This is a genomic window from Pelomonas parva, from assembly GCF_043555835.1.
GTDB lineage: Bacteria > Pseudomonadota > Gammaproteobacteria > Burkholderiales > Burkholderiaceae_C > Pelomonas > Pelomonas parva.
The window spans coordinates 430,083-449,635 of record NZ_JBIGHV010000004.1; the positions used below are offsets into that span (position 1 = coordinate 430,083).

At 69.4% G+C, this 19,553-nt stretch carries 16 protein-coding genes; 9 read left to right on the forward strand and 7 right to left on the reverse strand.

Annotated elements, in window-relative coordinates; translation table 11 throughout:
• Positions 1-158: 158 nt before the first annotated feature.
• Together ACG00Y_RS12690 and ACG00Y_RS12695 are read left to right on the forward strand one after the other, a co-directional pair.
• Complete coding sequence (locus tag ACG00Y_RS12690; RefSeq protein ID WP_394479295.1) at positions 159-743, forward strand: LysE family translocator; 585 nt, start codon at positions 159-161, stop codon at positions 741-743.
• A complete protein-coding gene (locus ACG00Y_RS12695; RefSeq protein WP_394479297.1) occupies positions 743-2,203 on the forward strand; it encodes an aminotransferase-like domain-containing protein in 1,461 nt (486 codons plus the stop codon). Before ACG00Y_RS12690 ends, ACG00Y_RS12695 begins: the two co-directional genes overlap by 1 nt.
• On the opposite strand, the gene ACG00Y_RS12700 is transcribed toward ACG00Y_RS12695, so the two are convergent.
• Positions 2,190-2,681: an MOSC domain-containing protein gene (locus ACG00Y_RS12700; RefSeq protein ID WP_394479299.1), complete on the reverse strand. Its 492-nt coding sequence runs from the start codon at positions 2,679-2,681 to the stop codon at positions 2,190-2,192. The two genes, ACG00Y_RS12695 and ACG00Y_RS12700, sit on opposite strands and share 14 nt — an antisense overlap.
• 96 nt (positions 2,682-2,777) lie before the next feature.
• Between ACG00Y_RS12700 and ACG00Y_RS12705 the strand changes: the two genes are divergently transcribed.
• Positions 2,778-4,091, forward strand: coding sequence for a hypothetical protein (locus ACG00Y_RS12705; RefSeq protein WP_394479300.1), 1,314 nt, complete (start codon positions 2,778-2,780; stop codon positions 4,089-4,091).
• A gap of 21 nt (positions 4,092-4,112) precedes the next feature.
• Entirely contained in the window at positions 4,113-4,592 is a 480-nt protein-coding gene (locus tag ACG00Y_RS12710; RefSeq protein WP_394479302.1) for a sigma-70 family RNA polymerase sigma factor family protein, read from the forward strand.
• Positions 4,593-4,623: 31 nt separating this feature from the next.
• Here ACG00Y_RS12710 and ACG00Y_RS12715 read toward each other — a convergent pair whose 3' ends face one another.
• Positions 4,624-4,905, reverse strand: a complete 282-nt coding sequence (locus ACG00Y_RS12715) for a hypothetical protein (RefSeq protein WP_394479303.1) — start codon at positions 4,903-4,905, stop codon at positions 4,624-4,626.
• A gap of 202 nt (positions 4,906-5,107) precedes the next feature.
• Here ACG00Y_RS12715 and ACG00Y_RS12720 point away from each other — a divergent pair, with 202 nt between their 5' ends.
• Positions 5,108-7,702: a TonB-dependent receptor gene (locus tag ACG00Y_RS12720; RefSeq protein WP_394479305.1), complete on the forward strand. Its 2,595-nt coding sequence runs from the start codon at positions 5,108-5,110 to the stop codon at positions 7,700-7,702.
• Positions 7,699-11,100 carry a response regulator gene (locus ACG00Y_RS12725; protein WP_394479307.1) on the forward strand — a complete coding sequence of 1,134 codons (3,402 nt, stop codon included), beginning with the start codon at positions 7,699-7,701 and terminating at the stop codon, positions 11,098-11,100. The genes ACG00Y_RS12720 and ACG00Y_RS12725 overlap by 4 nt, the downstream gene beginning before the upstream one ends.
• Positions 11,101-11,417: 317 nt before the next feature.
• Here ACG00Y_RS12725 and ACG00Y_RS12730 read toward each other — a convergent pair whose 3' ends face one another.
• The 5 genes from ACG00Y_RS12730 to ACG00Y_RS12750 form a co-directional block, all read right to left on the reverse strand.
• The gene (locus ACG00Y_RS12730; protein WP_394479309.1) at positions 11,418-11,696 is read right to left on the reverse strand and encodes a hypothetical protein; all 279 of its coding nucleotides are present in this window, start codon (positions 11,694-11,696) and stop codon (positions 11,418-11,420) included.
• A gap of 76 nt (positions 11,697-11,772) precedes the next feature.
• The gene (locus tag ACG00Y_RS12735; protein ID WP_394479310.1) at positions 11,773-12,252 is read right to left on the reverse strand and encodes a DUF695 domain-containing protein; all 480 of its coding nucleotides are present in this window, start codon (positions 12,250-12,252) and stop codon (positions 11,773-11,775) included.
• Between the two features lie 93 nt (positions 12,253-12,345).
• Complete coding sequence (locus tag ACG00Y_RS12740) at positions 12,346-12,786, reverse strand: DUF4265 domain-containing protein (protein WP_394479312.1); 441 nt, start codon at positions 12,784-12,786, stop codon at positions 12,346-12,348.
• Positions 12,787-12,969: 183 nt separating this feature from the next.
• Complete coding sequence (locus ACG00Y_RS12745; RefSeq protein ID WP_394479314.1) at positions 12,970-14,502, reverse strand: IS1182 family transposase; 1,533 nt, start codon at positions 14,500-14,502, stop codon at positions 12,970-12,972.
• Between the two features lie 624 nt (positions 14,503-15,126).
• The gene (locus tag ACG00Y_RS12750; RefSeq protein WP_394479316.1) at positions 15,127-15,414 is read right to left on the reverse strand and encodes a hypothetical protein; all 288 of its coding nucleotides are present in this window, start codon (positions 15,412-15,414) and stop codon (positions 15,127-15,129) included.
• 399 nt (positions 15,415-15,813) lie between these two features.
• On the opposite strand from ACG00Y_RS12750, the gene ACG00Y_RS12755 reads away from it, so the two are divergent.
• From ACG00Y_RS12755 to ACG00Y_RS12765, 3 genes are all read left to right on the forward strand, one after another.
• Positions 15,814-17,358, forward strand: a complete 1,545-nt coding sequence (locus ACG00Y_RS12755; protein WP_394479317.1) for a Do family serine endopeptidase — start codon at positions 15,814-15,816, stop codon at positions 17,356-17,358.
• Positions 17,359-17,573: 215 nt separating this feature from the next.
• Positions 17,574-18,329 (forward strand): alpha/beta fold hydrolase, encoded by a 756-nt coding sequence (locus ACG00Y_RS12760; protein WP_394479319.1) that lies wholly within the window; start codon positions 17,574-17,576, stop codon positions 18,327-18,329.
• 116 nt (positions 18,330-18,445) lie between these two features.
• On the forward strand, positions 18,446-19,546 hold the full coding sequence (locus ACG00Y_RS12765; RefSeq protein ID WP_394479321.1) for a hypothetical protein: 1,101 nt from the start codon (positions 18,446-18,448) through the stop codon (positions 19,544-19,546).
• The last annotated feature ends 7 nt before the right edge of the window (positions 19,547-19,553 follow it).

Below are 19,553 nucleotides of genomic sequence, written 5' to 3' on the forward strand. Positions count from 1 at the left end.
AGCTGACGGCGAATCGGCCATCGGTCACGACATGCCGCAATTTCGAACCACCGCAGCTCGGTCGCGCGGCTGTGTGGGTTCAAGCGCTGATACAGCGCGCGCCCCGCCCCGCCCTGCTGTCCCTTCACGCCTGCGCTCGCAACCGCTGCAATGGCGCCATGAATGAACTGCTGCCCCTGCTGACCTATTGCACGCTGATGTCCGGCACCCCCGGCCCCAACAACATGATGCTGGTGGCCAGCGGCGCCCACCATGGCTACCGGCGTACCTTGCCGGCCATCCTGGGCATCAATGCCGGCGGCGCGGTGCAGACCTTCGTCACCTGCCTGGGCCTGGGCGCGCTGTTCACCGCCTGGCCGGCGCTGCATGCCGCGCTCAAGATCGCCGGCACGCTCTACATGCTGGTGCTGGCCTGGAAGCTGGCCGGCAGCCCGGCCGCGCAGGGCCGGCCGCCCGAGCAGGTCAGCTTCGCGCAGGCCGCGCTGTTCCAGGCGGTCAACCCCAAGAGCTGGGTCAAGGCGATCACGCTGGCCTCGGTCTTCATGCCGACGGGGATGGACGTGATGACGGGCGCGCTGCTCGTCAGCCTCGTCGGCGCGGTCGTCGGCTTCCCCTGCATCTCGATGTGGGCGTTGTTCGGCGCGTGGATAGGCCGCTTCCTGTCCAGCCCGCTGCGGCGCCGTGTCTTCAATGCCATCATGGCCGCCTCCCTCGCCGTGCTCGCCTTGATGCTGCTTCGCTGATGTTCTCCCTGGATCGCGATTCGCCCACGCCGCTGGCCGACCAGATCGAGCAGCGCCTGCATGCGCTGATGGTCAGCGCGCAGCTGCCACCCGGCGCGCGGCTCACGTCCATCCGCCAGCTAGCCACGCAACTGGGCGTCAGCCCCAACACCGTCGTCACCGCCTACGACCGGCTCGTGGCCGCCGGCCTCATCGACTCGCGCGGCACGGCCGGCTTCTTTGTCGCCGACAGCCCCGCCAACGCCATGCCCGACGCGGTGCGCGTGGAGGCGGGCGAGGAGCAGGAGGCCGTGTGGCTGGCCCAGCAAGCCAACGACCAGAAGGCCGGCGTGCTGCTGGCCAGCAGTGGCGCCCTGCCCGCCACCTGGCTGGAAGACGCCGTGCCCGCCGCCGCCGTGCAGCGCGGGCTGGCGCGCGCCACCGCCGGCATGGCCTCGCGCTGCCCGCCGCAAGGCCTGCCCGAGCTGCGCGAGCGCATCGCGACGATGCTGCGTGGTCAGGGCATCGCCGTGGATGCCGGCCGCGTGCTGACGACGTATGGCGGCACGCAGGCCATCGACCTGATCTGCCGCGCCTTCCTGCGCCCCGGCGACTCGGTGGCCGTGGAGACGCCGGGCTACTTCCTGCTCTTCGACCGCCTGCGCCAGGCCGGCGTCAACATCGTGCCCGTGCCGCGCCGCCACGACGGCATCGACCTGGACGCGCTGGATGCCGCCTGCACGCAGCACCGGCCGCGCCTGCTCTTCATCCAGCCCGTGCTGCACAACCCCACCGGCTGGGGCAGCACGGCGGCCAATCTGCACCGTGTGCTGATGCTGGCGCAGCGGCACGACCTGCTGATCGCCGAGGACGACGTGCAGGGCCACTTCCACCCAGGCACGCCGACGAGGCTGGCGCAGCTGTCGGGGCTTGAGCGAGTGATTTACTACTCCAGCTTCGCCAAGGCCATGAGCCCCGCGCTGCGCCTGGGCTACATGGCCGCCGAGCCGGCGCTGATCAAGGCGCTGCTGCGGGAGAAGATCCTGTCGGTGCTGACAACGGCCGCGCTCAACGAGTTCGTGCTGCTGGAAGTGCTCGCCGCCGGCCGCTGGCGCAAGCATCTGGAGCGGCTGCAGCAGCGCCTGGGCACGGCCCGCGTGGCCGCCGCGCGCCAGCTGCGCGAGGCGGGCGTGCTGCTGGAGCATGCGGGCGAAGGCGGGCTCTTCCTGTGGGGCGCGCTGCCGGCGGGGGTGGACGTGGACGGTGTCGTCAAGGAAGCCTTCCGGCGCGGCATCCTGCTGGTGCGCGGCGCCACCTTTGCCGCCGACGGCGCGGCCGACCCGCACATCCGCTTCAACGTCGCCTTCAGCCAACAGCCGCGGCTGGCGGACTTTCTGCGCGAGCAGCTGAGCGCCGCAACGAGTGCGCGCCTGGCCGTGGAGCGCGCCCGCGCAAGCCCGGTCGACCTCAGGCCACGCTGACCACGTCGCCCACGCGGATGGCGCCGCCTTCGAGGATGCGCGCCGTCATGCCGCCGTGGCCGCGCATGGCCGCGTAGCCGCCGGGCCCGATGACCTCCTCCATGCGCGAGCACGGCGCGCAGGGCCCGACGATCTGCAGCAGCGCGTCGCCGACACGCAGCTGCGCGTTCTTCAGCGACAGCAGGTTGATGCCGGAGACGACGAGGTTGCGGCGGAGATCGACCGGGTCCAGCGGGCCACTGCGCGCGAAGGCGGCGATGAGCGAGAGGTGCTCCTGTTGAATCAAGGTGACTTGCCGCGTCGACAGCTCGGCCTCGCCGCGCTTGCCAAGCCGGTCGTCGGCCAGGCCGATGCCCGCCAGCGCCGTGGTCTGGTCGACGAGCCGTGCCGCATCACGCGGCACGCCGCGCACGACGATGGCCTCGATGCGGCCCTGGATGTGGGCCGGCGGAATCATGAGGTCGCGGATGGTCTTCATGGGGAGCGACCTTAGCGCAGCGCCGCAACAAACGAAACACGACGGGGCCACGCTGAAACGGCGTCGCAACGGCGGCTCGCGAGACTGAGACCCATGATGCAGCCGTCCCCCGCCCTCACCCAGGCCAGCCAGCGCCAGTCCCGCACCGTGCGCGAGCTGGGCCTGGCCTGCTGCGCCTATCTGCTGACCTTCAGCGGCGCCGTGCTGGCCTGGCTGCAGCATGCCGGCCTGCCGCTGGACAGCGGCGTGCTGGCCATCTGCGCGCTGCCGCCGCTGGCTGGGCTCGCGCTGTGGACGCTGGACGCGAGCGATGCGCGGCAGTACTCGCTGCACATGGCGACGGCCATGATGGCCTTGCCCATCGCGCTGATGTTCTGGGCCGGCTCGCTGAATGTTGAACCGGCGCAAGCCCCGCCCGCAGCGCCGACGCTCGATGCGCAGCAGCTCTTCGACGGCGCAGAGACCGTGGCCGACACCGACCTGCGCGCCGGCGGCATCCAGCGGCTGCGCACGGGCCGCTTTGCCGACGGCAGCGAGCTGCGGCTGTCGCGCTTTGCCGATGCCGCCGCTGCGCGCAACTACCTCGCAATGCTGTCGCAGGCGATGCCGAATGAGCCCTTCACCGACGCCGGCCGCCAGGGCCTGCGCCTGCGGGGCAACGGCATTGGCGCGGTGGAGATCGTCTACGAGCGCCATGGCGCCGACCTGCTGGAGCTGCGCGCCGCCGACCGCAGCGGCCTGCTGGCGCGGCTGGCGGCGCAGCGCGTGCCGCTGCCACAGGAAGATGCCGCGGCAGCGCCCGCCGAGCCGGTGCCGGCCTGGCCCTTCTTCACCGCGATGACCGTCGCCCACGGCCTGGCCTTCGTCGCGCTGATCGCCTGGGCCGGCTCACACACGACCCGCGTGCCGGCACTGCAGGGTGCTGCCGTGGCGACGCCGGACGAGCTGCGCGCACGGCTGCTGTCGCTGGGCGCGTTCGACTTCACCGAGATTGACGTGGACGGCGCGCCGGCCTTGCGCATCGACGCATCGCCCGGCAAGCGCCGCACACACCACATCACGCTGCACATCGACGCCGGCAGCGGCACGGTGCGCGTGCACGAGAAGCTGGGCGTGGACGGCGACGCGCCGATGGACGCCGCCGAAGCCAGCCTGCGCGGCCCCGGCGACGAGCTGTTCGACGTGGCGCGGCCGGCGGCGCAGAAGGTCTGGTCGTCGACGCTGCAGGCCACGATGGTGGAGCCGTCGCGCCTGGCCGCCGTGCCGCTGCAGTTGCAACACCGCCACGCCGCGCTACCGGCCGACTACGCCGCCCGGCTGGACGGCGAAGGCGTGCTGACCGCGCTGTGCGCCGTTGTCACCCGTTCCGGCTGGCACTGGCAACCGCGTCTGTTCGGCCGCCGCATCTGACAACCCTCAAGGAGTGACCCCATGACCCCGACCCGCCCCCTGATCTCGCTGCTGCTGACCGCCTGCCTGCTGGCCACCGCCGCCTCGCCCACGCACGCCGCCGGCAGCGTCACGCAGGACCTGCAGATGGCCGCCGACAGCGCGCCCTTCCGCGACACCGCCGACGCGTTCGTCACGCGCTCCATGGCCGGCGACGTGGGCGGCATGCAAGCACTGCTGAGCCGCCAGCTGGTCGGCCGCATCGGCGACGAAGCGGCCCGCAAGGTGTTGCAGGCGCAGATCGCGCCGTTCTTCCAGCGCGGCCGCCAGCCGGGCGGCGCGGTCACCATCACGAAGACGACCGACGCTTCGGGCCAGCCGGGCTTTGCGTTCTACATGTGGATGCAGTACGCGGAGGCACCCACTGCCCGCCCGTTCGCCATCTACGTGGTGAAGGAGCAGGGCCGCCTGGTCGTGGCCAACATCGTGCCGGACCGGCTGGTGGAAGGCCGGCATCGCTGAGCGGGGGCGGGCCGAGCGCCCGTCGAAGCACCTACAGCCGGAAGACCGAGACGAGGATCAGCAGCGCGAGCTGCACGACGGGCAGCAGCAGCGAGACGAGCAGCAGGCGGCCAACGTAGGGGCGCCCGGGACTGCTGCGCCCGGAGCGGATGAGCAGGATGTTGATCAGCGCCGTGAGCGGCACGCCCAGCACGGCCAGCAGCATGACGCCCAACGCAACGAACGACCCACCGCCCGTGGTGGCCAGGATGAGGGCGTAGGAAAAGCCGGCCTGGAGCAGCAGGACGCCACCGGCGATGAGGAGGTAAGGCAAGGGCGACTCCGATCTGGCAGTCATGAGCTGGCCGTGAGACGTGACCACTCGATGAGTACGGTCAAACATTCTCATGCGGGGGAATCGCCGTCGCGCGATCAGAAATGATCGAACCGGCACTGTCGACATCCGTGGAATAGGAATAAAAGACGGCCCAGGCGCCCGGCCGATCGCGCCAACCCACAACAAGGATGGAGGCGTCATGAAGCAGTTCTGCTTGGTGATTCCAGCTGCCAGCATCGCCATGCTGACAGCGCCCGTTGCGCAGGCCGCGCAGCAGCTGGCGCCCGTGGTGGTGGTGGGCACGCGGGCCAGTGTCGAGTCCGCCGCCGAGCGCAAGCGCCGCAGCGAGGACATCGTCGACGGCATCCTGGCCGAGGAGATCAACCGCCTGCCCGATCTCAGCGTGGCCGATGCGGTGCAGCGCATCACCGGCGTGCAGATCACGCGGGATCGGGGCGAGGCATCGGTCGCGGCGGTGCGCGGGCTGGTGCAGGTGGAGACCACGCTGAACGGCCGCGAGCTGTTCACCGCAGGCTTTGGCCGCGCGCTGGACTACGCCGACCTGCCCAGCGACATGCTGGCGGGCATCGACGCCTACAAGACCTCCGCCGCTTCGCGCATCGAGGGCGGTCTCGGCGGCACGGTGGACCTGCGCACGCGCCGCCCGTTCGACTTCCGCGCGCCCACGCTGGCGCTGTCTGCCCGCTATCTGCAGGGCGACCTCGTGGACAAGGGCGCCGGCCAGTTCTCGCTGCTCTACGGCAGCGGCACCGGCGAGGCCGCCCTGCTGCTGAACCTGGTGCGGCAGGACCGCGCCTGGCGCGAGGACGCCAAGGGCAGCGGCGCGCCGATGCGCTGCAGCGCGCGTGCCACCTCGGGCTGCCGGCTGGACCTGGTGCCGGGTGAGGACACCGTCGTCCCCGCCAGCACCAGCGAGAGCACCAGCTTCGGCCGCCGCCGCCGCAACGCGGCCAGCGTCATGCTGGGCTGGCGGCCCGGCCCGGCCTGGGACCTGTACGCCGAAGCTCATTTCGCGGAACTGCACACGCGCCAGGACACGCAGCAGATCAACATCGGTCCGAACTTTGCGGCCGGCAGCAGCTTCGACCCGGCCAGCGTCTCGCTCTTTGCCGGCAGCAGCGACGTGCAGCGCATCACCTGGACGAACGCGCCGCTGTCCATCCTCGGCTTCGCACGCGACACCGTCGACCGCACGCGCCAGTTCGCCGCCGGCGGCGCCTGGCAGGCCGGCGAGCTGCGGCTGAGCGCCGACCTCAGCCACACGCGCAGCTTCAACCACCTGTTCTTCTCCGGCCCGACGCTGGCCGGCACGGCCGCGCGTTTCACGCACGACCTGGCGGCCACGGTGCCGGGCACCTCGGTCGAAGGGACCGACCTCGCCGCGCCGGCCAACCTGCGCTATGTGTCGCTGGCCTACCGGGTGCGGCCGCTGCGCGGCAGCCTGCTGGCTGGCCGCGTCGACGCCGAATGGCAGTTGGACCGTGGCGCGCTGCAGCGCGTGGCCGTCGGCTGGCGGCATTCGAAGCGAGAGGCCGACAACGCGCCCAACCTGATCTTTGGCGACATCGCCGTGCCGGGCACGCCCACCGCCGCCACCCAGCCCGGCCGCACCGCCGCCTACCCCTACTCGCCCTTCCTGGACGGCCAGGCCCGCAGCATCGAGGGTTATCTCACCGACACGCTGGCCGACGCGCGCGACGCGGTCGCGCTGCGCCAGGCCTTCGGCATCACCGCGCCGCTGCCCACCGCAGGCGGCCCGCTGGGCGTGTGGCGCATCCGCGAGCGCACACACGCCGCCTACGCCGAGGCGGGCTGGCAAGCCCCGGCACTGGCGCTGGACGGCCAGGCCGGCCTGCGCCTGGTGCAGACGCGCGCGACGCTGGCCGGCAACCAGAGCGTGCCGTCCAGCGCCAGCATCCAGCCGCTGGCCCTCGCCGCGACGACGACCGACTGGCTGCCCAGCGCCAGCCTGCGCTGGCGCGCCGGCGGGCCCTGGCAGTTGCGGGCGGCGGCATCGCGCACCATCACGCGGCCCGACTTCAACCTGCTGTCGCCGTCCCTCACGCTGACGCCCAACAGCATCAACCCGCAGCTCAACCAGGGCACGGCCGGCAACCCGGCGCTGCGGCCGCTGCGGGCCACGAACGCCGACCTGGCTGCGGAAGGCCATTTCGGCGCCGGCCATGCCGCCTCGCTGACGCTGTTCTGGAAGCGCGTGGACGGCTTCGTCGCCACGCGCAGCGAGGCCGAGACACACGACGGCCAGTCCTACCAGGTGAGCCGCCCCTACAACGCCGACGCCGGCCGCATCCGGGGCGCGGAGCTGTCCTACCAGCGCTTCCTCGACTTCCTGCCCGGCGCCTGGCGCGGCCTGGGCATGCAAGCCAATGCCACCTTCGTCGATAGCAGCACCTACGACCGCGCATTGCGCTCCAATGTGGCGATGCAGAACCTCTCGCGCCGCAGCGCCAACCTCGTCGGCCTGTACGAGCACGGCGCCTGGTCGGCCCGGCTGGCGTGGAACTGGCGCAGCAGCTTCCCCAGCGGCACGACCAACGTCGTCGGCCTGGGCACGCTGCAGGCCACCACGCGCGGCTACGGCTGGCTGGATGCCTCGCTGCGTTGGCGCGTCAGCGAGCAGCTGACCTGGTCGCTGGACGGCGGCAACCTGCTGGGCACGCTGCGCCGCTCGCACTTCGGCGTCGAGACGCGGCCGCAGAACGCCTGGGTCAACGACCGCCAGATCGGCACCAGCCTGAGCCTGCGCCTATGAAGACTGCTGCCGTTCGCTGGGGCGCCGCACTGGGCGCCTGGCTGGTGCTGCTGAGCGCCCACGCCGCGCCCATCGACGACTGGCGCCAGCGCGCGGCCGTCGTGCGCAAGCTGGCCGACAACGACGCCCCGGCGGCCTATACGCAGGCCCAGCGCCTGCAGGCCGAGCTGCCGGCGGACGCCACCGCCGCCGACCGCGTGCGGGCGCTCAACCTGCTGGCGCGCATCGAGGTCCATCTCGGCTACTCGGCCCAGGTCATTGCCCGCGCCGAGCAGGCCCTGCGCGAGGCCACGGCCGCGAATGACCGCGCCGGCCAGGCCGAGGCCGACATGAACCTCTCGCTCGGCGCGGTCAACCTCAACCATGTCGAGCGCCTGGTCGAGGTCACGTCGCACAGCATCGCCGTGCTGGACGGCGTCGACCGGCCCGACCTGCTGGCCGAGGCGCTGTTCCGCGGCGCCCTGGTGCTGCGCCGCGTCGGCCGGCTGGAGGAGTCGGCCACCATGGCGCTGCAGGCCATGGACGCGGCGCAGCGCTCGGGCGACCCGCTGGCGCTGGCCTATGCCCACCACGGCCTGGCCGTGTCCTATATGCAGAGCGAGCGCTTCATCGAAGCGGGCGAGCAGCTGGAGCAGATGCGCCGCCAGACCCAGGCCGCCGGCTCCAAGCTGCAGGAGGGCTTCGCGCTGCTGAGCCTGTCCAACGAAGCGCACCGGCGCAAGGACCACCGCGAGGGCGAACGGCTGGTCGCCGAGGCCATCGCCGCCTTCACGGCCGTGGCCACGCCGGTCAACCTCGCCAACGCGCTGCACAACCATGCCGAGCAACTGCTGTCCCAGGGGCGGCCGCGGGAGGCGCTGGCCGAGAGTGATCGCTCGCGCGCCGTTCTCGCGACGACGCAGCTGCGCGCCGGCCGCTTCCACGGCGCCCAGCAGCGCAGCCGCATCCACGAGGCGCTCGGCAACCCGAAAGCGGCGCTGGCGGAGGCCGAGGACGCCTATGCCGAGTCGCTCGCGCTGGGCCAGCCGATCTACATCGCCAGCGCCGCGCGCCGGCTCGCTCAATTGCAGGCGGCGGCGGGCGACCTGAAGCGCGCCTACCGGCTGGCCATCGACGCCGCCGACATGCAGGCGCGCGCCAGCACCGAGCGCAGCGCCGAGCGCCTGCTGGAGGCCGCCCAGCGCCGCCGCGACGAGGCCCGCCAGCGCGAGCTGGCCGAGCTGCAGCGCCGCGGCCAGCAGCAGGCCATCGAGCTGCAGGCCCGCCAACTGCAGGAGCGCTGGCTGTGGACGGTGCTGGCCAGCAGCCTGGTCGCGCTGGGCGGCACAGTGTTCTTCCTGGTGCGGCTGCGCCGCTCGCGCACCGAGGTGCGCCGCCTGGCCAACACGCTGGAGCAGCGCGTGCACGAGCGCACCGGCCAGCTGGAGCGCGCCCAGCACGCCGCCGAGGCCGCCACCCAGGCCAAGAGCGAGTTCCTGGCCAACATGAGCCACGAGATCCGCACGCCGATGAACGCCATCCTCGGCATGTCCTACCTGGCGCTGCAGACCGGGCTGGACGCCAAGCAGCGCAACTACGTCGAGAAGGTGCACCTGGCAGCGGAGTCGCTGCTGGGCATCATCAACGACATCCTCGACTTCTCGAAGATCGAGGCGGGCAAGCTGGAGATGGAGGCCATCCCCTTCCAGCTCGGCGACGTGTTCGACCAACTGGCCAACCTGGTCGGCATGCCCGCCGAGGAGAAGGGCCTGGAGCTGCTCTTCGTGCTGCCCCCCGAGCTGCCCACGGCGCTGGTCGGTGATCCCTCGCGGCTGGGCCAGGTGCTGCTGAACCTTGTCAACAACGGCATCAAGTTCACCGAGCGCGGTGAGGTCACCGTGGCGGTCTCGCTGGTCGAGCGCAGCGACGAGGGCGCGCGCCTGCGCTTCGAGGTGCGCGACAGCGGCATCGGCATGAGCGCCGAGGCCTGCGAGCGGCTGTTCCAGCCCTTCACGCAGGCCGACGCGTCCACCAGCCGGCGCTTTGGCGGCACGGGTCTAGGCCTGGCCATCTGCCGCCACCTCGTCGAGCGCCTGGGCGGCGAGATCGGCGTGCACAGCGAGCCCCACCAGGGCAGCCGCTTCCACTTCACGCTGCCCTTCGCGCTGCAGGCGGGCGGGCAACCCGGCGCGCAGCCGGCGCCGAATGCCGCCGAGCTGCGCGGCACACGCGTTCTCATCGTCGACGACCACCCCGCCGTGCGCGAGCTGCTGCGCACGCTGGTGGCCTCGCTGGGGCTGCACGCCGAGGTGGCGGCACACGGCGAAGCCGCGCTGGCGGCCGTGGCCAGCGCCGACGCCGCCGACCGCCCCTTCAAGCTGGTGCTGCTGGACTGGCGCATGCCCGGCATGGACGGCGTGGAATGCCTGGCGCGGCTGACCGGCATCGCCAGCCGCCATGCACCGCCCACGGTGCTGATGGTCACCGCCTTCAGCCGCGAGCACGCCGAACGCCAGCTACAGGCGCGCGGCCTGCAGGTCGCCGCGCTGCTGCCCAAGCCGGTCACGCCATCGGCGCTGCTGGACGCCTGCGTCACCGCGCTCGGCCTGCCGGCGCCAAGCCCGGGCCGCAACGAGCAGAAGCTGGGCCGGCTGCAGGCCCGCCAGGCCAGCCTGGCCGGCGCGCGCATCCTGCTCGTGGAGGACAACGCCATCAACCAGGAGCTGGCCTGCGGGCTGCTCGAACGCGCGGGCATCGTCGTCACCATCGCCGCCGACGGCCGCGAGGCGCTCGCTGCGCTGGACAGCGCCGAATTCGATGCCGTGCTGATGGACTGCCAGATGCCGGTGATGGACGGCTACGAGGCCACGCGCGCACTGCGCCAGCGCCCCGCGCTGAAGGACTTGCCGGTCATCGCGATGACCGCCAACGCGATGGCCGGCGACCGCGAGAAGGTGCTCGCGGCGGGCATGAACGACCACGTCGCCAAGCCCTTCCGCGTCGACGACCTGTTCGCCACGCTGACCCACTGGGTGCGCCCGGCCTCGGCGCCGCCGGCCACGCTGGCCTTGCCCAGGGCGGCCGGCCTGGACGTGGCCGCCGGCCTGGCGGCGGTCGACGGCAACGAGGCGCTGTACCGCCGGCTGCTGGGTATGTTCAGCCGCCGCGAGGCCGACTTCGAAGCCCGCATGCGCGCGGCCTGCGCGCAGGGCGACCTGGCCACCGCGCTGCGCAGCGCCCACGACCTCAAGAGCGTCGCCGGCACGCTGGGCATGCCCGAGTTGCAGCAGGCTGCGGCGGCACTGGAGGCCGCCTGCGGGCGCGGCGTCGGGGTGGCGGGGATCGAGCCGCTGCTGGGTGATGTCACGCGGCTGTTGCAGCCGTTGCTGCGGGCGCTGCCGGAGCCCGCAGCGGGGTGAGCGAGCCGGGGGGCTCGGTCAGCATGCGGCGGCAATCGGGCAGCGGGGTAGGGCCTTGGGGGAGGACGCCGAGAGGACGAATCGCGGTCATGGGAGCACCGCGGGACTTGCGTTGGTCAAATCTCAGCCTTGCACCTTCTGGTCCCACGCAAGGCCAGGGAGGTCAGAAAGCTATTGCTCCGCAGCCGGCATGCTGTAGCGCTCGCACCGACGCAACACGACCTGGAGTGCCGCGTTCATGATTTTCAACGTCAAAGATCAGCGGGCGGCGAAGCCGTCCGCTGCAGTGACAAGTTGGACATAGCCATTCCTCCCTCCTAAGCCTGGCGCGCCAGCCAGAAGAACGGGGCGGAAAAAATCGCAATCAACCCAATTGACTGGGTTGCCGCAACAAAGAGCGTCTTGGCGGGCTGCTGATTCACCCGCAGGAAGGCGAGCACAAGAAGAATGGGCATTGCGCCTATCAGCAGAAGACGGAACTCCGTAGTGATGGGGTCTTGAACGTCAAACAGGGATCGCAACGGCCCGGAGAAAGTGCCAGCCCCCATGCTCAACGCAACAAGGACGGCAGTGACGGATCGAACGATTGTGCTCATATGCCGAGTGATGTCCAACGTTGGAATCAGCGGACGCCGCAGGCGGTCCGCTGCAATGACTTGTTAATCAGCGTGGTCACGGCCGGCGCACGCTGTTCTTGAGTTCCTCGAGCCGCGCCCACTTGGGATCTGCCCTGCTCGAGACGTCGAAGTCAAGATCTAGCGCAGCTGATGCTTCAGCGAGTTCCCTGCGGAACAGGGCTTCTGACTTGACGTAGTACGTCCAAGTGCGCAAGTTGTTCCCCGTGGAGATCGCAGCTAGCTTTCCTTCCCTTTGCTTCTCAATGCGGCCTTCAAGCACGTCCTCAAGCTTGTAAATGGCGTCTGCGTCTGGCTTCCTAGGAAGGCCGTTCGGCCCCTCATATTTCCAGGTGAACGTCACCGCGATCGGGTATGCCAGCCTCTCGGATGGAAGCTCAAGCTTGTCAATGAAGCGATGAATGATCTTCCAGCCGTCTCGCGGACGTTCCGCCACGGCTGTCGCCCAAAGATCATCTGCTCGCACATCACCGACGGTGAGAAGACAAGTGAGGAGGCCAATGAAGAATCGGTTCATCGCGCTGATTAACGTCGGCGTTAACCGGCGACCAGCGGAGAGGGACGGAGCGAAGCGAAGAACCGCCGCTGGACGTCCGTGTTGAACAACCTGTTAGACCTCATTCCACCACCCCAGCTCATGGCCGTCCGAGTCATACACGTTTCCAAACTCCCAATGGATGCCTGTGCGATTCTCCCGCAGAGTTTCGAAGAGCCTCTCGACCTTTGGAAATCCTGTTTTCACCGGAACTGTGAAGACCAGCAGATTCGTGTCCCTTCCGTCCAGGCGGCCGCCAATGGCGTCTCGCACTTGAGCTTCCAACTGCTCTGCAAAAGACGATACGCCATCGGCTGTGAGGACACGAATCACCAGGTTTCCGCCTCGACTGACTACTCGAAATTCGCCACCCTCGAGAACTTCGATCTCATCTCCAGCGGCGACGCCATACACAAGCCCGGGCGAATGCGTAAGGCGATAGCGTCCTCCGATAGGTTCGGCGTGCACGGGTTCCACACCGCCAAGGTCGACACGCAGCTCGATGTGCTGTTCCATGAGGTCTAACGAGGCTGGGCAATAACCCGATTTCTGCGATGCCCGCAGCGGCTGATCACCGTGGATGCTGAGGAATTCTTCATCGTTTGATGCGTCGAGCCGCCGGCCCGATTGGATTGGTCATTGTGAATGACCTGCGTTGCGCTTCTGAGCCTTGCTCTCGTTGAGCGCCTTTCCCATTCCTCATGATCGTTGCCCTCTGTTGGCGATTTTCTCGATGTTGTGCACCAGGCAGAACAGCCGCCACTGCGTGCCGACCTTGTCCTTGCCGCGCAGCGTGAAGCGGCTCAGCCGCTTGTTGTGGCGCAGGTTGGCGAACACCGGCTCGACGGTGGCGATGCGCTGGCTGTAGAGTCGGCGACCCCGGGGGCTGTCGATGGCTTGGCGCATGCGGTGCAGCGGGTCTTGAGGATCGTCAGGCATCCGGGTGTGCAGCGCCACTGTTCTGCGCGCGGCGTCTGGCTTGCGGATGCATTGAGCGCGCTGCGCGCAGCCCGTGCAATCGCTGGCGCTGGCCTTGAAGTCCTGCCGCAGGTACTGCCCCACCTTGTACAGCGCGCCACTGCTTCGCAGCGTGCAGCCCGCCGGGCATGTGCAGGTGTTGTCGCCGTGGAAGACGAAGTCGCTTGTGCCGAAGAAGCCCTTGACCTTCGGATTGGGACTTTCACCTCGCGCTCGCTTGTCGGCGAGCACTTCGCCCTTCGCCTTGTGCTTGGCCTGCTCTGCGAAACGCTCGTCGCGCTGGCGCATCGCGTTGTCGGCCACAAGGGCCGGGATGGCGGCCTCGCGCAAGGCTTGGACGTTGTCGTTGGAGTGGTAGCCGGCGTCTGCGGTGATCAAGGTGTCGGGCGCACGCACCGCGGCCGTCGCTTCGATCATGGGCAGCAGCATGTGCTGTTCGGAGCCCGAGCCCGTCACCTCGGCGGCCACGATGATCTGGTTCTGGCTGTCCACCGCCGCCTGCGCGGCGTAGCCCTGCATCACGCCTTTGCCCGTGGCCATCTTGGCGCTGTCGGGGTCGGTCACGTTGCTCTTGAGCTCCTGGCCCTTGTCGTTGCGCCGTGGCTCGTTGCGGGCCACGAAGTCGCGCGTCGCCTGGGCTTCACGGCGCAGTTCATCGACACGAGCCTGGCGCTTGGCGTCCAGCGCTTGCGCGCTGTCGCCGCCAGCGTCCTGCGCCTGATGGAGTTCCAGGATCTTGTCGGCCGCCTTGTCCAGCCTGCGCGCCCGGTGCTTGAGCTCCTCATGCGTGCCGCTGCGCTCCTTGCTGGCGTTGCTGGGCAGCTTGACCCCGTCGATGGCGAACATCTGCCGCCCGATCAAGCCCATGCGGTCGCAGGTGAGCAGCACCTGGGTGAACAGCGGCTGGATCTGCTCCTTCAACTCGCGCACGAACTTGGCGATGTGGGTGTAGCTGGGCTGGCTGTCGCCGCTGATGGCGATGAACTGCACATGGTGCAGGCAGGCATGCTCGATGCTGCGGCTGGAGACCAGGCCTCGGCTGTACGCCAGCAGCACGATCTTGAGCATCACGCGGGGGTCGTAGGCACTGGCGCCGACTTCATCGTTGCTGAACTTGGCATCCAGCGCGCTCAGGTCCAGCTCATGGTCGACCAGATGATCCAGCGCGAACTCGAAGGTGCCGGGTTGAATCTGCTCGGCCAGCACAACGGGCAGAAAGCGGGGACTGCGATCTACGAGCTTGTAGCGTGGCATGAGCGTCATCCGGCTGCAGCGTGATGACTGCGATCGTGCCGACTCGCCTGCGTCAGTAACAGTCGGATTTACCGCATGTCGTTGGGTTATTGCACAGCGTCAACGTGCGAGTTCAGCCGACCAGCCAGCGAAGCTGGCGCAGGTCGGCTGCAATGAATGGTTATGCGTCACTGATTGCATGTGAATGGAGTTCCGCAATGGATGCAAACGAAACGACGGTTGCGATGCACGTTCCAAGCCACTCCGGCCCAGCCTTTCAACTTTGACTGGGAAACCGAGTCAGGGTGGACCGGCGTGAAGCCCTCGACCATTGGGCGCTTCCCGCATACCGGACACTTATGAATGAACGCAATTACCACGTGCAACGTTCCAAAGCCGAGCCCGACATAGAGCGCCAGCATTGCCCATTGCATAGCCTCCGGTACGACCAACCTGACGAGCACAGCGGCGGCGCCTGCAACGGCAAGCAGTGCCCAGGTCGCCACGACGACTGAAGCGTCCCAGCGAATGAGCTTAGCGTGCGGGTACTGACGCATAACGTCAAAGGTCAGCGGGCGGCGAAGCCGTCCGCTGCAGCGACAGGTTCAAGCGCAATCGCCCATGTGGACCATGTGGCAGACGGCTTCATCGACTCCCCTTTCTCGCTAAATTGGTGATCGTCACTTCGACATGCTTCGTCTTGCGATTCACACGAGCTGAACTGATGACGACTGCGTCGGCCGGGCGCGCCCCAGGCACATAAAGCTCAAACACCCGGTCGTCGCCGTCGAAGAGCGTGCCCAGCGCGAGTTCCCGGCGCCAATTCTCGGGGACCGGCTCAAAGTCTCGCAGAGCCTCAACGGTCGCAACACGCGCGAGTTCCTCCAGCACCGCCAACTCTCTCGGCTTCTGCGCCGGCTCACCTTGTGGCATGACTTGCGCTTGAACGTGTTCTGTGGCGACAGCCAACGCCTCTTAGGCAAGATCGCTGCGCCCTAGAACATCCTGGGTTGTCGATCGCAAGCAGTTGATTCATCGAAGATTTCTCGAAAAACTGACGGGCGAGACGGTCATTAAATTTCCGGCAAAAGCGGCGCGCCGTTACAAGTTCTCGCCGCGCGAAAACCGCGGCCGTGAGGCCCGGATGATGCCAGCCCGCCCGCAGCTGCCACTGAGTGAAAACTGACGTTCGCCAGCGGCTTGCGGTCGCCGCCCGCAACGCCCAGCCCGCCCTAACCTCCGCCTCACCTTCCCCTCACCCTGCCTTCACCCACCCTCCCTAGAGTGCGCCACATCGGCTGCGCCGCAGCCCGCCCTAGAGGAGAGTTCCCCATGACCCAGACCGCCAAGATGACGCTGACCGCCACGGCCGCTGCGCTGCTGGCAGCCGGCGTGACGCTGACCACCACGGCTTCGGGCTGGACGCTGCCCGGCCTGCTGAAGGCCAAGGAACCCGTCACCGCGCCCGCCACCAGCGATGCCACACCCGCCAGCGCTGCGCCGGCCGCACCGGCCGCCGTCGCGCTGGCCGCCCCCGCCGCCGCCCCCGCACCGGCGGTCGCACTGCCCGCCGCCCAGGTGCCCAACTACCGCGCCATCGTGCAGACGCAGGGCCCGGCCGTCGTGGGCATCACCGTGGCCGGCCTGCACAAGGCGGGCGCCTCGGCCGACGCCGACGGGCCGGGCATGCAGGACGACCCGTTCTTCCGCTTCTTCCGCGGCGTGCCGGGCATGCGCATGCCGCAACAAGGTGCCCAGCCCTTCCGTGGCCAGGGCTCGGGCTTCATCATCAGCAGCGACGGCATCGTGCTGACCAATGCCCACGTGGTGCGCGACGCCAAGCAGGTGACGGTCAAGCTCAGCGACCGGCGCGAGTTCGCGGCCCAGGTGCTGGGCAGCGACCCGGCGACCGACATCGCCGTGCTGAAGCTGGACGCCAAGAACCTGCCCACGGTGCAGCTGGGCGATGCCAAACAGGTGCAGGTGGGCGACTACGTGCTGGCCATCGGCGCACCCTACGGCTTTGAGCAGACGGCGACGCAGGGCATCGTCAGCGCCAAGGGCCGCTCGCTGCCGGGCGAGAGCGTGGTGCCCTTCATCCAGACGGACGCGGCCGTGAACCCCGGCAACTCGGGTGGCCCGCTGTTTGACGCGTCGGGCCGCGTCGTGGGCGTGAACGCGCAGATCTATTCGCAGAGCGGCGGCTTCCAGGGCCTGGCGTTCTCCATTCCCATCGACGTGGCGCTGAAGATCAAGGACCAGCTGGTCGCCCACGGCAAGGTGGAGCACGCGCGGCTGGGCGTGACGCTGCAGGACCTGTCCGCGCCGCTGGCCGCGTCCTTCGGGCTGGAGGCGCCGGACGGTGCGCTGGTGTCCAGCGTGCAGCCGGGCAGCGCCGCCGCCAAGGCGGGCCTGAAGGCGGGCGACGTGATCACCGGCGTGGACGGCGAGCCGGTGCGGGTGGCGGGCGACGTGTCCAGCCGTGTGGGCCTGGCGCGGCCGGGCGACAAGCTGAAGCTGGAGCTGTGGCGCGACAAGAAGCGTGTTGCCGAAACCGTGGCGCTGGGCCGGGCCGACAAGGACGTGCAGGAGGCCGCCGCCACGCCGCAGGGCGGCTCGCTGGGCCTGGCGCTGCGCCCGCTGGAACGCCAGGAGCTGCGCGGCTCGGGGCTGGACCATGGCCTGCTGATCGAGCGCGTGACCGGCCCGGCGCAGCTGGCCGGCGTGCAGCCCGGCGACGTGCTGCTGGCGCTGAACGGCAAGCCGGTGCAGGACATCGAGCAGGTGCGCGACGCGCTGAAGAACAGCCCGAAGCAGGTGGCGCTGCTGGTGGCGCGGGATGGGCAGCAGATCTTTGTGCCGGTCAGGCTGGGTTGATGAAGCCCCTCGTCCGGTCACGCCCCGCTGAACGCGGGCTGACCGGCCGGTCCCCCAAGGGGACGGCGATGCACGCGGCATCCAGCCGCGTGCACATCGCCAGCCGGGCCGGCTTGGGACGGCCCGGCGCTCGGCCCGCAAGGGCACCGAGTGACTAACGGAACGGTTACCTGACGCCACCAGAATGGCGGGCCCACCACGGCCCGCCATCTGTCATGAGCCCACTGCCCGCCTCCCGTGTCGTCGACGTGGACGGCCGCGCCGTCGAGCTGCTGCTGGCCGGCCAGGGCGGGCCGGCGGTCGTGCTGATCAACGGCTCGGGCGGGCCGCTGGCGGGCTGGACGCGAGTGTTCGGCGGCATTGCCGCGCGGACGACGACGCTGGCCTACAACCGCCCCGGCATCGGCCGCAGCGCCAGGCCCGCCGACGACCAGACGGCCGCCGCCATGGTGGCCGGACTGCGGCGGCTGCTGGCCGTGCTGAAGGTGGCGCCGCCCTATGTGCTGGTGGGCCATTCCTTCGGCGGGCTGGTGGCCCACCTGTTCGCGCGGCTGCATCCGGCCGAGGTGGCCGGCGTCGTGCTGCTGGAGGCCACGGCGCCCGAGGACCTGACCTCGCTGAAGGCCCACGAGAACGCGGTGCAGAAGGGCCTGGCCTGGCTGATACGCCGCCTGGTGCCGCCGCAGCGCTGGCACGAGACCGAGCACACCGCGCGCTCGGCCGCTGAGCTGGCCGCAGCGCCGCCCTTCCCTCCGGTGCCGCTGCGCGTGGTGACCGGCACCCAGCCGGCCATGGCATGGGCCACCAGGCCCGCGCTGCTGCAAGCCCGCGCCGCGCACCAGCGCGGGCTGGTGGCGCTGTCGCCGCTCGGGCGCCAGGTGCTGGCCGAGAGGAGCGGGCACTTCCCGCAGTTCAGCGAGCCGGAGCTGGTGGTGGCGACGGTGTTGAGCCTGGTGGCCGCCAAGGCCTGAGACACTTCCGCATCGCCGACCCGCGCCACGCATGCTGGCGCCCAAGCGCCGATGGTTGGCGGCTTGCCGGGCGATAGCAACAGACGGATCTTTCACCTGAACACGGAGAGAACGCGATGCGAGTGCAACAAGTCATCCAATCCGGCAAGCGTGCGATCTGGCCCTTGCTTGCGCTTGGCCTGATCAATGGCCTGTCGATGCCGCTGGCCCATGCGCAGAACGTGCCGGAGTCCGCCGAGGCCTGGGCGCAGGTGGTTGCGCAATTGCCCGAGCCCAAGGACAAGCCGGCGTCCTGGCCGCGCAGTTGCCTGCAGACGATGAAGGAGTTTTCCGACGCCCGCAAGCTGAACTTCACCTCACCGGCGGTGGCCGCCAAGTACCGCGCCAACCTGACCCTGAGCCGGGTGCTGGGCAACTGGGGCGTGCAACGGCTGCACATGCCGTCGGGTCCCAACACGATGTTGTGCGCCGACTACCCCTATGTGCTGAGCAAGTTGCAGGAGGCGGCGGGCGATGAGGCGACGGGCGTACTCGGCGAGCGCGACATCGAGCGCCTGGAGACGGCCATACGGTTGGGCGTCGAGAAAGGCGCCCAAGCCATCGCCGAGCGCGAGAAGGACCTGCTCTCCGTCTTCGGCATCCCGCTGGGCGCGCCACTCAGGATGATGGAGTGCCCGATGCCAATGGGGCGGGTGGTGCAGCGGCCCAAGTTCGTGCCCGTGACCTGCAAGCAGAAGCTCGGTCGATCCGACGAGCATGTGCCGACAGCGACGGTGTATTTCTCGGCAGCCGACTCCCCTTCATGGCTCGGGTCCATCGGACAGTCGAACTCGCTCGACCTGCCCAACCCCAGCTTGCGCCTGGACATCAACAACTGGCTGGTCACCGGCATTCATTTCGAGTCCAACTACCAGGCCGATGCCATCGCGGTGGAGGCCTTGACCAAGAAGTTCGGCGTCAAGCCCACCGTGACCAAGCCCACCGGCTCGACCTGCCTCAATTTCCTGACCGGCGACATCGGGCCCTGCAGCGCCGACTTCCATCACATCACCTGGAACGTGAAGGACTTCATCGTGCGGGGGGAATGCAACTACCGCGTGTTCCGCTGCAAGTACGTCATCCAGATGGCGAGCGCCGTTGCCGCGAAAGAGAACCAGCAGCAGAAGGAACGCGCCGAGCAGAAGGAACGCGCGCTGCGCTCGGGGCGGCCGCTCTGAAGCGCTC